We start from the raw sequence: 15,385 nt of genomic DNA on the forward strand, positions 1-15,385 counted from the left end.
CGTTCACCTCACAGTTCTACGGTCAGATCGCTCTGCAGTGCCTTGATGACCTGCTCGTCCGTGAGGTCCTGCACCGATGTCCCGCTTGTGCTGCGCGCGGGCGGGACGGTGGCCTCTGCCGGGTCATCGGACAGGGTGTGCTCCATGACGAAGTGCGCGAGTTCGCCGACGTTCGGGTAGTCGATGGCCACGGTGGCCGAGATCTCCGTGGCGAGCGCGTGCCCCAGCAGGTCGCTGAGGTCGAGGGCCATGATCGAGTCGACGCCGGCGTCCTCGAACCCGAGGCTGTCGTCGAAGACGACGTCGGGGTCGCCCAGTGTCTGCGTGACCAGGTCGCGCAGGATGTCGCGCAGCCGGTCGTCACGTTCCTCCGCGGAGAGTTCGCCGAGCAGGTCGCGCAGCCAGCCGCGGGCGCGTTCGGCGGGCGCGTCCTGCGGCGGGCCGGCCGGGCCGGGGACCGCTGCTTGAGCCGGCTGGCTGTCGGTGACCAGTTCGGTGACCAGTTCCGCCCGCGGGTGTCCGCGCAGCGCGGTGGCGTAGGCCGTCGCGTTCACCTCGGCGGCGAGCATGCGCGTCTTGTCGCCGGTGAGGGCCAGGGAGAGCAGTACCTCGGCGGACTCGTCGGTGAGCCGTCCGATGCCCAGGCGCTCGGCCGCCCGCTCCACCTCGGCGGCCGCGGCCATTCCGCCCTTGGCCGCCGGGACCCAGGGTCCCCATTCGATGCTGGTGGCCGGGGTGCCCGATCCCCGCAGGGATTCGGCCAGGCCGTTGAGGAACCCGTTCGCGGCGCCGTAGTTGACCTGTCCCGCCGAGCCGAGGAGGCTCGCGGCCGACGAGAACAGCACGAAGGCGTCGAGGCCGAGTGTGCGGGTGGCCCGCGCGAGGTTCTCGGCGCCGCGGGCCTTGGCGGCGAACACCTTCTCGTAGTCCGCGGCGTCGAGGCGGTCGAAGGCGTGGTCCGAGGTGGCGCCCGCGAGGTGGAAGACCGCGCACAGCGGCGCGTCCTGGGAGGCGGCGGCCACGGCCGCGGCGCAGTCCGCCGCGTCGGTGACGTCGCCGGGTACGACCCGGACGGCCGTGCCCTTCGCGGTGAGTTCGTCGATCACCTGCTGTGCCGCGGCGTCGGGCGCCGAGCGGCCCATCAGCGCGATGGCCGGGGCGCCCTGCTGGGCGAGCATCCGGGCGACGCTGAGGCCCAGCGCGCCGAGGCCTCCGGTCACCAGGACGCTGCCGCGCCACTCGGGGGTGTCGGGTACGGACGGGACCGCGGTCAGCCGTGCGATGCGCGTACCGCTGCCGTTGAGCACCAGCCGGGTCTCCGGCACGTCCTGGTCGAGCGCCAGGGTGAGCGTCCCCGCGAGACCTTCGGGGGTCCAGCCGTCATCGAGCGTGATCCTCAGCAGCCGTCGCTCGGCGTCCTCCGCCTCCAGGGCGGCCAGCATCCCCCACAGGGCTTCGCGCGGCCCGGCGCTCGCCGCACCGGCCTCGCCGAGCACCACGTACGGCACCGTCCTGGGGGCGGCCGTCAGTGTCCCGGCCAGAGCGAGGGAGGCCTGCAGGGCGTCGGAGGCGTCGGTGCCCCCTGCGAACCGCGCGTCCACGACGGCGTCGACGCCCGGCGCCCCGAGGCCGTCCGGTGTGCGGGCGGCGGCGGTGTGCCCGAGTGCGGTGAGGGCTTCGGTGATCGTTGCGCCCAGCGGTGTGTCCGCGCCGAGTACCGCGATCTCACGGCCCGGCCGGCCCTGCCCGTCGAACCGGGGGTCCGCGATCAGGGACAGCTCGTACGCGTTCGGCTCTCCGCCGCGCAGGCTCTGGCGCAGGGCGGCCCGCCGGGCGTTGCGCACCCGGAAACCGTCCACGACGGCCACGCTGTCGCCGTTGCCGTTGAACATGTGCAGGTCGGAGGTCTCGACCCGCATGCGGCCGTTCGGCAGCGGCTGCGTCTGCAGGGCTCGTACGTGCGCCCACAGCTCGCCGCCCCGCTCCGGTCGGCCCGGGAACGAGAGCGCCGACGCCGAGAAGGGGATGGCCAGGCTGGCGGCCCGGTGCACCTCGTCGTCGACCATGAACGCCGCGATGATCTGGAAGAACGAGTCGATCAGCCCCGGGTAGAGCTCGTAGTCGTCCAGGCTGTCGGGCACCTCCTGCTCGGTGTAGCGCACCAGCGCCTCGTCGCCCTTGACCCAGACGTCCTCGATCCAGCGGAAGGACGGGCCGAGGGTGTAGCCGAGTTCACGGAAGTACGTGTAGAAGGCGTCCCTGCCGATGTGCCGGTCGGCGGCCGCGATGAACGCCGCGGTGTCCGGTGCGGCGGGCTGCCGGACCGTCCCGGGGTCGACCAGCCGGCCCGACAGGTGCTTCTCCCAGCGGCCCGTGGCCGGGTCGGTCAGGCTGTGCAGGGTGACCGTGGGCACCGCGGCGCCGTCGTCGACGATGATCTGCGCGTCGTAGTGCTCGCCGTCCTGGATGATGAGCGGCCGCGGGCAGACCCAGTCCTCGATGGCGAGCGGCCTGCCCTGCCCGGCCAGTGCGGACAGGATCGTCGCGAGGTGTGAGGAGGCCGGGGTGAGCACCGTCTCCTCGATCCGGTGGTCGTTGAGGTACAGCGGGTACTCGGCGGTGCGCTCGAAGGCGAACACCCGCCCCGTGAGCGCGGGTGAGCTCAGCTCCTCGCCCCAGTGCCTGCGCTGCCGGGTGGCCGGTGCGGCCTCGACGGCCGCCGGGCGGGCGGGGGTGACCTTCGTCCAGTAGCGGGTCTCGGCGAACGGGTAGCCGGGCGCCTCGGCGCGCGCGCCGCCGGTCGCCGACTGCACCTGCTTCCAGACCAGGTCCTGGCCCTGCTCGTACAGCGCGGCGGCGGCGGTGAGCAGACTGCCGCGTTCCGCGTTGCCCCGCTGGAGGGAGGCCACGGCGCCACCGGCGGGCGCGATCCCGGCCGCGGTGACCATGTTGATGAGCGTCTGGTCGGGGCCGAGCTCCAGGAAGAAGTCGGCGCCCACGCGGTGCAGTTCCTGCGCGCCCTCGTAGAAGCGCACGGGCCGGCGTACGTGCCGGGGCCAGTAGTCGGTGCCGTACTCGTCGGCCGCCGCCACCTTCCCGGTGAGGTTGGAGACGATCGGCACGGTCGGCGCACGGAACTCCATCGCGCTGACCACCGCGGCCAGTTCGGGGACCATGGGCTCGATCAGGCGGGAGTGCGCGGCCGAGGAGATGACCAGTTCCCGTGCCTTGACGTCCTCGGCCCGCGCCCGCTCCGCGACGACGGCCACGTCCTCGGGGACGCCGGCCACCACGACCGACTCGGGCCCGTTGACGGCGGCCACGTCGCAGGCCGTGCCGGCGATCCAGCCGGTGACGCGGTCCAGGGAGGCGGCCAGGGAGAGCATCGAACCGCGTCCCGTGCCCGACATGAGCCGCGCCCGGTGGGCGACCAGGGTCAGACCGGTCTCGCGGTCGATGACGCCCGCCACCACCGCGGCGGCGATCTCACCCACGCTGTGCCCGGTGACGACGGACGGGACCACGCCCCAGGACTTCCACAGTTCGGCGAGGGCCAGTTCGATGGCGACGGTCGCGGGCTGGGTGTACTGGATCTGGTCGATCAGCTCGGCGTCGGCCCCGTAGAACATGAGGTCGCGCAGTTCCAGACCGATCAGCGGCAGCAGCACGCGTCCGCAGTCGTCGATCGTCTCGCGGAAGACCGGCTCGGTCTCGTAGAGCTCCTGCCCCATGCCGAAGTACTGGCTGCCCGCGCCGGAGAACAGGAAGGCGACTCTGGGCCGGCCCGGAGCGCGCTCCGGCGCGCCGGTGACGCCACTGAGCTGTTCGAGCAGTGCGGCGCCGGTCTCGGCGAACAGCGCGCGCCGCAGGGGGAAGTGGGCGCGGCCCGCTCCCGAGGTGGTGGCGAGCGCGGCGGTCCCGGCGTAGTCGGTGACCGTCGCGGCGCGGTCCTGCCAGGCGCGGGCGACGCGTTCGAACCCGGCGGCGTCGGGGGCGGACAGCGCCATCAGGAGCGGTCCCTCCTCCGGCAGCACGGGGGGCAGGTCGGGCGCGGGCGCCTCGCCGAGGACCACGTGCGCGTTGGTGCCGCTGAACCCGAAGCTGGACACCCCGGCCAGGCGCTGTCCGTCCCGCACCCGCCACGGGGTCAGCGCGTCGACGACGCGCAGGTTCATGTCGTCCCAGGGCACATGCGGGTTGAGCGTGTCGCAGTGCAGGCTCGCCGGGAGCTTTCCGTTGCGCAGCGCGAGAACCGTCTTGAAGATGCCGGCGATGCCCGACGCGGACTCGCAGTGTCCGATGTTGCTCTTGATCGATCCGATGTGGAGGGGGTTGCCGGACTTGCGGTCCTGCCCCAGCACGCTCCAGGCGGCGTTCAGCTCGATCGGGTCGCCGAGCGAGGTGCCCGTGCCGTGTGCCTCCAGGTAGGAGATGTCCTCCGGCGCGACGCCCGCGTCGGCGATCGCCGCCGCGATGACGGCTTCCTGCGCGGTGCCGCTGGGCACCGTGAGCCCGGACGACGCGCCGTCCTGGTTGACGGCGCTGCCGTGGATGACGGCCAGCACCCGGTCGCCGTCCCGGCGGGCGTCGCTGAGCCGTTTGAGGACCAGCACGCCGCACCCTTCGGCGCGCACGAAACCGTTCGCGTCGGCCGAGAACGTCTTGCACCGCCCGTCGGGGGAGAGCATGTGGGCCCGGCTCACCGCGACCGAGCAGGACGGTGCCGTGATGAGGTTGACGCCGCCGGCCAGCACCTGGTCGCTCTCGTGCCGGCGCAGCGACTGGACGGCGAGATGGACCGCGCTGAGCGAGGACGAGCACGCGGTGTCGACGGCCATGGTCGGGCCGTTGAGACCCAGGGTGTAGGCGATGCGGCCGGCCGCGGCGTTGAGCGCCGTGCCGCTGACGAAGTACGCGTCGAGACCTTCCAGGCCGGCGCCTTCGAGGAGCCGGGCGTAGTCGGAGTTGGTGATGCCCACGAACACGCCGGTGCGGGTGCCCTTGAGGCTCTTCGGGTCGATGCCGCCGTCCTCGAGGGCGTGCCAGGAGGCTTCGAGGAGCAGCCGCTGCTGAGGGTCGAGGCTCTCCGCCTCACGGGCCGGTACGCCGAAGAACGCCGCGTCGAACCGTGCGATGTCGGAGAGGAATCCGCCCTGGTCGCTGGTGATCTTTCCGGACTTGAGCGGGTCCGTGTCGTGCAGGTCCGCGGAGCTCCACCGGTCGGCGGGGACCCGGCCGACCGTGTCACGGCCTTCGCGGAGCAGTTCCCACAGTTCGTCGACGGAGTCGGCGCCCGGGAAGCGTCCCGCCATGCCGACGATCGCGACGGGCTCCTGGACGCGGGCCTCGTCCGGCGTACCCGCGGGCGCGGGCGCCGGGACCGTCCCGGCGGGTGCGGGCGCGGCGGTCACCGGGGTGCGGCGGCGGGCCGGCGCCGGGGTGGCAGCGGCCGGGTCGGCCACCCGCTCGGCGATGTACTGCGACAGTTCCGTGATCGTCGGATGGTTGAAGATGTCGGCGACCTTGATCCTGACGCCGAAGGCCAGTGACAGGTCGCGCGCCAGGTCCACGGCCATGATCGAGTCCAGGCCGACGTCGAAGAAGCCGGTGTCCGGCGGGATGTCCGACGCGTCGTCATGGCCCAGCGTGGCCGCCATGACGCGAGCGGTATGGCCTTGGGCGACGGCGGGCCGCGCGCTCTCGGGCGCGGCCAGCACCTCGGCACGGGCCGGTGGGACCTCCTCGTCCGGGAGGCCGGCCGCGGGGGCGTCGGCGGTGCCGGTCGTCCCGTCCTGCCGCGCCGCGGTCTCGGCGGTGCCGTCGGCGAGCAGCGCGTCGAACAGCGGGCGGCGGCGCACGGTCGACATGACCTCGGTGAAGCGCTGCCAGTCCATGGGGCAGGCGACCAGCAGGGCGCCGGGGCCGGGCGCCGCGGCGGCCAGCGTCGCGCAGCCCTCGGCGGCGGTCATCTCCACGATGCCCATCCGCGCGAGGTCACGGCGCTTGTCCGCGTCGGCCATGCCGTCGAGGCCCCACGACCCGTAGGCGATGGTGGTGGCCTTCAGCCCCAGGGCGAGCCGGTGCTCGGCGAGGGTGTCGATGCCGCCGTTGGCCGCCGCGTAGGCGCCGCGGCCCTCGTTGCCCCACAGCGCCGAGGCCGAGGAGGTCTGCACGAAGAAGTCCAGCGGCCAGTCACGGCTGAGCAGGTGCAGCCACCAGGCGCCGGTGAACTTGCCGCGGAGCCCGGCCTCGAAGTCCTCCGGCCCCGCGTCGGTGAGCAGCGCTTCGGGCAGGGTTCCCGCGCCGTGCACGATCCCGCGTACGGCCGGCATCCCGTCGAGCACCTGGCAGGCCTCGGTGAGGGCGGCGAGGCTGTCGCAGTCGGCGCTGAGATAGACCGCCTCTGCGCCTGCCTCCCGGACCTCGTCGAGCAGGGCGGTGGCCGCCTCGCCGAGGTCCGCGGGGCGGGTCCGCCCGAGGAGCAGCAGATGACGTGCGCCGCGGCGCACCAGGTCCGTGGCCATGGCCCGGCCGATGCCGCCGAGTCCGCCGGTGATCAGGTAGGTGGCGTCGTCCGTGACGGGGAGGACCGGCGTGAAGTCGGCGGGGGCCGTGCGCAGCCGCCCGGCCAGCACCTCTCCGTCGCGCACCGCGCTCAGGTCCTCGTCGCTGTCCGCGCAGACCAGCCGCCACAGCGCCCCGGCGTCGTCGGGCAGGGGTGTCGCCGGCAGGTCGACGACCCCGCCCCAGCTGTCGTTGAACTCCAGGCCGAGGACGGGCGCGAGCCCTTGCAGCAGGCCGTGGTCGCCGGCCACCGGCCGGTCCTGCCCGGATATCTGCCGGGCACCACGCGTGACGGCGAAGGCCCGGCCTCCGTGGCCGGCCGAGTGCAGGGTGCGCACGGCTGTCGTGACGGCGGCGCACAGGGCCCCGCTCCGGGCACCGAAGTCGACGGGCTCGTCCAGGGACGCCGGCAGCTGAGTGGCCTTCATGGCCAGGACGAGGGCGGTGGGTCCGGTGTCCGCGCGGGAGGCCCAGAAGCTCCCCCAGGCGGTGTCGTCGGCGGGCAGGTCACCCGTGTCGAAGCCGGTGTCCGCGGACGGCTCCACAGGGCCGAGGACGGCCCCGCGCAGACCGCGGGCACGGGCCTCATCCAGGAGGAGTTCGAGGAGTTCGGGGTCGTCGCCGGCCAGGACGACATCCCTGCCGCCGGTCGTCTCCGGCAGCGCGACGGGCTGCCAGTCGAGGCCGTACAGCACGGCGGGGCCCGGTTCCGGCGCCGCCTCCGTCTCGGGCGGTTCCTGCCGGGGCGCCGCGGCCGGGCTCGGAGCGGACACCGCTTCCGGGGCGTGCCGACGGCGCTGCCACGGGTAGTGCGGCAGAGTGGTCACCCGGCGCGGCAGTTCCGGTCGTCCGGCGGCGTCGCGGCCTTCCGCCGCGGCCTCGGTGAGGGTGACGGCGGACGAGGCGTCGCCGTTCGCGAGCGCGGTCAGCGCCGCCACGGCGGCGTCCTTGCCGGCCGCGTCCACGTGGGCCCGGACGGTGTACTGGGCGCGGGAGGTCGCGGAGTAGGCGAAGGCGGGGTACTCCTCGTCCCCGAGGGTGGCGAGCCGGGCGGCGTACAGGCCGGCGAGCTCGCGCAGCGCCGCCTGCGACTTCGCCGAGATGTCGAAGCCCTGCACGGTGGCCGGTGAGGCGGTGTCCTGTCCCGTCCGCGCCTCGTCGAAGTCCGCGTCGGCCGCCCCGACGATGACGTGCGCGTTGGTGCCGACGATGCCGAACGAGCTGATGCCGACGTAACTGCCGCTCTCGTCGGTGTCCCACTGCCGTTCGGTGTTGGAGAAGACGAGCCCGGTCCCGTCGACGTCGATCCGCGGGTTCAGGGTCTGGAAGTGCACCAGCGGCGGAACGGTCCTGCGCTGGAGGCACAGGATGCTCTTGATCAGCCCCGCGATGCCCGAGGCCGCCTCCAGGTGACCGATGTTGGTCTTCACCGATCCGATGTGGAGGGGGGCGCTGCCGCCGTTCGGCCGGAGCGCGGCGACGAGGGCGTCCACCTCGATCGGGTCGCCGAGGGACGTGCCGGTGCCATGGGCCTCGATGAGGCCGATGTCGTCCGGCGTCAGCCCGGCGTCCTGGAGCGCGGTCTCGATGAGCGCGATCTGCGAGAGCACGTTGGGCGCGGTGAAGCCGGAGGACCGGCCGTCCTGGTTGATGGCCGAGCCCTGGATGACCGCGTGGACGCGGTCGCCGTCGCGGCGGGCGTGGTCGAGTCGCTTGAGCACGACGAAGCCGCAGCCCTCGCCGCGTACGTAGCCGTTGGCGCGGGCGTCGAAGGTCTTGCACAGCCCGTCGGGGGCGAGCGCGCCCGTCTGGCTGATGACGCGGGTGGAGCCGGGCGACACCACGAGGTTGACGCCACCGGCGAGTGCGACGTCGCACTCGCCGCGCCGCAGGGCCTGGGAGGCCTGGTGCACGGAGACGAGCGACGACGCGCAGGCGGCGTCGATGGCCACCGCGGGGCCGGTGAACCCCATGGTGTAGGCGATACGGCCGGCGGCGAAGCTGTGGCCGTTGCCCGTCGTCCAGTGGGCGTCCATCTCGCCGTTCAGCCAGTCCCAGTAGTCGTGCCGCCCGGTGATGCCGACGTAGGTGCCGACCTTCGCGTCCCCGAGCCGGGCGGGCGGCAGCGCCGCGTCCTCCAGCGCCTCCACGGCGACTTCGAGCAGCAGGCGGTGCTGCGGGTCGATCGCGCGGGCCTCGCGGGGGCTGATGCCGAAGAACCCGGCGTCGAAGTCGAGCACCTCGTCGAGGAAGCTGCCGCGGCGCGGCAGTGTGGCCCACTCGTCGGCGAAGGGCTCCATGCGCGAGGCCGGCCGCTCGCGGATCAGGTCGGTGCCGCCTTGCAGCACGTCCCAGTACGAGTCGAGATCGTGGATGCCGCCCGGGAACCGCATCCCCACGCCGATCACCGCGAGCGGCTGGTGCCCGCTCTGCTCGTCGAGCTGGGCCCTCAGGGACTTGATGGTCTCCAGCGCACGGGTGAGCGGAGTCGTTGCTGGTTTCTTGCTACTGCTCGAAGTCATGGTCACGCAGTCCTCGTTGAGGTCACCGGGCGGATGGGGTCAGGAGGCGGAGTCCGCGGGCTGGAGCAGTCGCTCACTGAGCACTCCCGCCAGAGCACGTGAACTGCCGTAGGTCCACAGCAGCGTCGGTGAGAGCTTCAGGCCGAAGGCGGATTCCAGTCGGTTGCGCATCTCCAGGCTCATCAGTGAGTCCAGGCCGAGTGCCTTGAACGGAGTGGTGCGGTCGATCACGGTGGGTTCGAGGCGGAGCACATGGCCGGCGATCTGCTGCACCTTGTTCTCGACGAGCTCCTGACGCGAGTTCTCGTCGGCGGCCAGGAAGAGCGAGCGGAACTGGTGGCCCGTGGTGGCGGCACCGCCTTCCTGCGCGGACCGGCGCAGGACCTCCCACGTCTTCTGGGCAGCGGTTTCCGGGTAGGCGTCGAACCACTGCCGTGCGTTGAGCGGCATGTACCCGACGACCTGCTGGTCCTGGCCGAGGAATCGGGCCAGTGCGCCCCAGGCCTCCTCGGCGGGGAAGCTGCTCATGCCCCGGTCCCCCAGCCGCGCGCCTCGCACGTCGTCCGCGGCGGCGAGGCCGATGTCGGCGAACGGGCCCCACTGCACGGCCAGGCCCGGCACTCCGCGGGAGCGGCGTGCGGTGGCGAGGGTGTCCATGAACGCGTTGCCGGCCGCGTAGCCGGCCTGTCCGACGTTGCCGATGAGCGAGGCGACCGAGGAGAACATCACGAAGAGGTCGAGCGTGTCCTCGGCGGTCGCCTCGTCGAGGTGGCGCGCACCGTCGACCTTGGGTGCCAGCACCCTCTCCAGCTGCTCGGGCCGCATGTTCAGGACCGTGGCGTCGTCGAGCAGGCCGGCCGCGTGGAACACGCCGCGCAGCGGCGGCAGTTCGGACCTGAGCCGGCCGAGCGTCGTCTCGAGTGCGGACCGGTCGGCCACGTCGCAGGCGTAGGTCTGTACGCGTACACCGCCCTTGCGCAGCTGTTCGATCCGCTCGACTGCCGCCTGTCCGGGCCCGGAGCGGCCGAGCAGCGCGAGCGCGCCCGCGCCGTGGTCGGCCAGGAACTCGGCGAGCGACAGGCCGAGGCCGCCGAGACCGCCGGTGATCAGGTAGGTGGCGTCCGTGCGGAAGCGTCCCTGGGGCATCGGTTCCGGTACGACGGCCGACACCGTGCCCGGGTCGGCGAGGACCAGCTTGCCGGTGTGCCGGCCGCGCGACATCTCGCGCAGCGCCTCCGCCGCGTCGGCGAAGGTGTGCACGGAGACGGGCAGCGGCTCGATCCGGCCGGCGGACACCTCGCGCCACACCGCCGCGAAGACCGAGGCGAAGCGCTCCGGGCGCCGGTCGAGCAGGCCCGCCAGGTCCACCGACGCGAACGTGATGCTCTTGCGGAAGGCGGAGAGCCCGACGTTCCTGGCGCTGTAGATGTCCTTCTTGCCGACCTCGATGAAGCGTCCGTCCTCGGCCAGGACGTCGAGGCCGAGGGAGATGGCCGCACCGGTGAGCGAGTTGAGGACGACGTCCACCCCTCGGCCGCCGGTGGCCTCGCGTACCGCGGCGGCCCACGCCAGATCGCGTGAGTCGAATACGTGCTCGATGCCGATGTCGCGCAGGTACTGCCGCTTGTCCTCGGTCCCGGCCGTGGCGATGACCTCCGCCCCCAGCGCCCGGGCGACCTGGACCGCCGCGAGGCCGAGTCCGCCCGCGGCCGAGTGGACGAGCACCGTCTCGCCCGGTGCCAGCCGCGCGAGGTCGGCGAGGCCGTACCAGGCCGTGCCCATCGCCAGCGGCAGACCCGCGGCGTCGGTGTCGGTCATGCCGTCCGGCACGATCTGGGCGTGGTCGGCCCGGACCGTGAGATGGGATGCCATCGAGCCCATGGCGCAGGCCACGACCCGGTCGCCGACGGTGAAGCCCGTGACATCCGGGCCGACGGCGCTGACGCGTCCCGCGCACTCCCCGCCGAGCAGCGCCGCGCCGCCCGAGTGGTCGGGGTAGGTGCCCATGGCCTTCATCACGTCGATGAAGTTGAGCCCGGCCGCGGTGGTTTCCAGCTCGATCTCGCCCGGGCCGGGCGCCCGCCTGGTGAGCGGACGGTAGACCAGCGAGTCCCAGAAGCCGGGCTTGTCGGCGTTGAGGCGGAACGGGCGCTGCGAGGCGCGCCAGGGTGCCGGCGTCCCGTCGCCGGGCTCCGCCTCGCCGCGCACCAGCCGGCCCACCAGCCTGCGTCCCTGACGCAGACCGACCTGGTCCTCGCCGTCGTCGACGAGGATCTCGGCGGCGCAGTCGGCGGCCCAGTCCCCGTCGCCCGGGGCCACATCGACGAGCAGCGGCCGGAGTTCGGGGTGCTCGCGGCGCAGTACCCGGGTGAAGCCCCAGTACAGCGCCGCTCCGGGGTCGGGCCGGTCCGTGGCGGTCAGGGCCTGGGCGGAGGCGGTGACCACGACGAGCCGCGGCAGGACGTTGCGTCCCACGCAGCCGCGTACCAGAGCGGGCAGACCGGCCAGGGCGCGTCGCTGCTCCGGGAGACCGGCCTCGGCGTCCGGGGCGGCGAAGACCACTCCGGTGACCGGGTCGGCCGCCGACAGCTCCGCGGCCCAGGCGTCGGCGTCGCCGCCGGGCGCGGCCAGGGTGACAGCGGCTCCGGCGGCGCCCAGGGCATCGGCCACGTGCTGCGCGGCCGTCGGCCCTCCGCAGACGAACCAGGCCTGCGGTGCGGCGGCCTTCGCCTCCGGGCGCGGCTCCTCGCCGAACACCAGGCGGTGCTCGCGCTCGGTGTCGTCGCGGGTGTCCGTCTCCACGGCCAGCGGCTCCATCCGCAGGCCCTCCATGACCAGCAGCGGCCTGTGGTCCTCGGTGAAGACGTGCAGGTCGAACCGGTAGGCGGAGCGGCGTACGGCGTAGGACCACACCGCGAGCACGGGCTCGCCGGGGTCCGTGTGCCAGTGCACGCCGTCGACCGCCGTGGGCACGACGGTGACGCCTTCCTCGCACAGCGCGAGGACGGTCTGCAGCGCGCCGTCCCACAGCGCGGGGTGCAGGCCGTGCGGGCGGGCTCCGGCCCGGCTGCGTTCGCTCAGCCGGACCTCCGCCAGGGCGCGGTCGTCCTGGACGCGCAGGCGCTGGACGCCCTGGAACGCCGGTCCGTAGCGCAGGCCGCGCGCGTCGCAGGCCGCGTAGAACGTGTCGGAGCCGTCCGTCCCCTCGTCCCATGTGCCCTGCAGTGCGGTCGGGAAGTCCACGCTCTGCGCGGGCTTCGCCGGCCGCTGCAGAACGCGCGCGGTGGCGTGCTCGGTCCAGTCGCTGCTGCCCTCGGCCAGGGAGAGCAGGGCGAAGCTGCCTCCTTCGGTGACGTCGTCGCGCCACAGGACGGAGAGCCGGGTGGGGTCGTCGCCGAGCGTCAGGTCCCGGTGGAAGGCGACGTCGACGAGCGAGGCGGGCAGGGCTCCGTGGCGGTTGCGCGCCGCGTCGAGAGCGAACGCCAGCATGGCGGCGCCCGGCAGCACGACGGCATCGTCGATCCTGTGGTCCGTCAGCCACGGCGCGCTGTCCACCGCCACTTCGAGGTTGCCCTGCCAGGCGTCCTGCTCCGCGGCGGACGGCACCAGCTCGAAGTCCAGGCCCTCGCGCAGGCCCGGACGCCGCTTGCCGGTGTCCAGCCAGTAGGTGGTGCGCTGCCAGGGGTAGCCGGGCACCGGGGCGGACGCGTCGCGCGGCAGCTTCCCGAAGGGTTCGAGACCGGCGACGAAGGAGCGGGCGAACGCCCGGGTGAGGTCGTGCAGGCCGCCCTCGTCGCGGCGCAGGGAGGTGAGGACCGCGGGCTGTTCGTCGTGCAGCTCGGCCAGCTGCTCCAGCGCCGGTGCCAGTACCGGATGCGGGCTGATCTCCACGACGTGGGTGACGCCGTCGTCGAACAGCTTGCTCATGGCGTCGGCGAACAGCACGGGGTTGCGCAGGTTGTCGATCCAGTAGGACCCGTCCATCTCCGGCCCCTGGATGTCCGTCACCCGCAGGGTCGACATCAGCGGGATGGCGCCCTCGCGCGGCGCGACGGGTGCGAGCGCCACGGACAGGTCGTCCCTGAGCTCGTCCATCTGCGGGCTGTGGGAGGCGTAGTCGACGTTGACGAGGCGGCAGTAGGTGCCGTCCGCCTCGAGGATCTCCTTGAGCACCTCGAGCGAGTCGGTGTCTCCCGACAGGACGCAGGAGTTGGGGCCGTTGTTGACGGCGATCGAGACCAGTTCCTCGAAACCGTCGAGGGCCTCTCGCGCGGCCTCCCTGCTCAGGTCGACCGCGAGCATGCCGCCGCGGCCCGTGACCCGGCGGATGATCGCGCTGCGGCGGGCGATGACCAGTGCGGCGTCCTCGTACGACAGGATGCCCGCCACCGTCGCGGCGGTGACTTCGCCCTGGCTGTGGCCGATCACGACGTCGGGCTCGACCCCGGCCTCGCGCCACAGCTCGGCGATGCCCACGGACACGGCCCACAGGGTCGGCTGCACGACGTCGATCCGGCCGAGCCACTCGTCGCCGGCCTTGCCCGACACGACGTCGGTCAGGTCCCAGTCGACGTGCGGTTCCAGCGCCTTGGCGCAGCGCCGCACGACCGCGGCGAAGGTGTCGCTGCGCGCGTACAGCTCCTTGCCCATCGCGGCCCACTGGGAGCCCTGGCCCGGGAAGACGAACGCGGTACGGCCGCGGGTGCGCGCCCGGCCCGTGACGATGCCGGACGACTCCGCGTCGCCGGCGATGAACTGGTCCAGGCGGGTGCCGAGTTCCGCGGCGTCGTGCGCGATCAGCGCCGCCCGCATGGGGAAGCTGTCGCGCTTCCAGGCGAGGGTGCCGGCGAGCGACGCGAGGGACACGTCGCCGCGCCGGGCCGGCTCCCGCAGGTCCTCGGCGCGCCGGCGCAGTGCTTCGTCGGTGTGCCCGGAGAGCGGGACCAGCACGGGGTCGCCCGTCGCGGGGTCCTCTTCGGGCGTCTGCTCCGTCCCGTCGACGAGCGGTGAACTCATCAGGACGACATGGGCGTTGGTACCGCCCCACCCGAAGGAGTTGACCCCTGCGTAGAGGGGTCCCTCCTCCGGGAGGGGCAGCGGCTCGCGGGTGACGCGCACGTTGAGCTCGTCCCAGGGGATGTTCGGGCTGAGCTCTTCGGCATGCAGGCTCGGCGGGACGATGCGGTGTTCCAGCGACAGAACTGCCTTGAACAAACCCGCCAAACCCGAGGCCGCCTCCAGATGGCCGATGTTGGTTTTTACCGAGCCGACCGGAATCGGGCCTGCGCTGTGGCGCTGCTGCCCGATGGCACGACCGATGGCACCCGCTTCCACGGGGTCTCCGCGACGGGTGCCGGTGCCGTGCGCTTCTATGTACGCGAGCCGGTCCAGGGGAACACCTGAATCGGTGTATGCCCGGCGCAGCAGGTCTTCCTGCGCGGCCGAGCTGGGGGTGACCAGGCTGTCACCACCACCGTCGTTGTTCACGGCGGTGTTGAGGATGACGGCGTGGATGCGATCGCCGTCCTCCAGCGCCCGGGCGAGAGTCTTCACATAGACCGCGGCGACTCCCTCGCCGCGGACGAAGCCGTTGGCGGACGCGGCGAACGCGGCGCAGCGGCCGTCGGGGGAGAGCCCCCCGAAGTGGGTGAGCCCGATGGACACATCGGGTGCGAGGATCAGGTTGACGCCGCCCACCAGTGCGGCCTCCACCTCACCCTGCCGCAGCGCCTGGGCAGCCAGGTGGAGTGCCACGAGGGAGGACGAGCAGCCGGTGGCCACGGTCAGGCTCGGCCCGTTGAACTCCAGGAAGTAGGAGACGCGGGCGGCGATGACGTCGATGGCCTGGCCGACGGCGCTGCGCTGGGTCGCTCTGCCGCCGCTGTTCTTGCGCAGCAGTTCGTAGTCGTGCCACAGGGCTCCGACGTAGACACCGGTCCGTGAACCCCTGAGGTCCGCAGCGCGCAGGCCGGCGTCCTCCAGGGCGCTCCACCCTGCTTCGAGGAGGAGCCGCTGCTGCGGGTCGATGTCCTCGACCTCGCGCGGTGAGATGCCGAAGAAGGTCGGGTCGAACTGGTCGACCTCGTCGATGAATCCCCCGACCGCCTGGATCCTCTTCTCCGGGTCGAGTTGGGCCGACGCGTCCCAGCGCTCGGGCGGTACCGGGCCGATGGCGTGGCCGCGGCGCATCATCAGGTCCCACAGCCCCTCGACGTCCGGGGCGCCGGGGAAGCGGCCTGCCATACCGACGACTGCGATGGCCTGGTGGGGATCCGGGTTCACGTGATCCGCTTGCATGG

The 15,385-nt window shown here is 73.1% G+C and carries 2 protein-coding genes; both read right to left on the reverse strand.

From position 1 onward, the window contains the following. Nucleotides 1–8: 8 nt before the first annotated feature. Nucleotides 9–9,086 (reverse strand): SDR family NAD(P)-dependent oxidoreductase, encoded by a 9,078-nt coding sequence (locus ACH4RC_RS33100; protein ID WP_398207461.1) that lies wholly within the window; start codon nucleotides 9,084–9,086, stop codon nucleotides 9–11. A gap of 39 nt (nucleotides 9,087–9,125) precedes the next feature. Next, nucleotides 9,126–15,383 carry an SDR family NAD(P)-dependent oxidoreductase gene (locus ACH4RC_RS33105; protein ID WP_398207463.1) on the reverse strand — a complete coding sequence of 2,086 codons (6,258 nt, stop codon included), beginning with the start codon at nucleotides 15,381–15,383 and terminating at the stop codon, nucleotides 9,126–9,128. Nucleotides 15,384–15,385 lie beyond the last annotated feature (2 nt).

This window comes from Streptomyces sp. NPDC016845 (assembly GCF_044332585.1).
GTDB lineage: Bacteria > Actinomycetota > Actinomycetes > Streptomycetales > Streptomycetaceae > Streptomyces.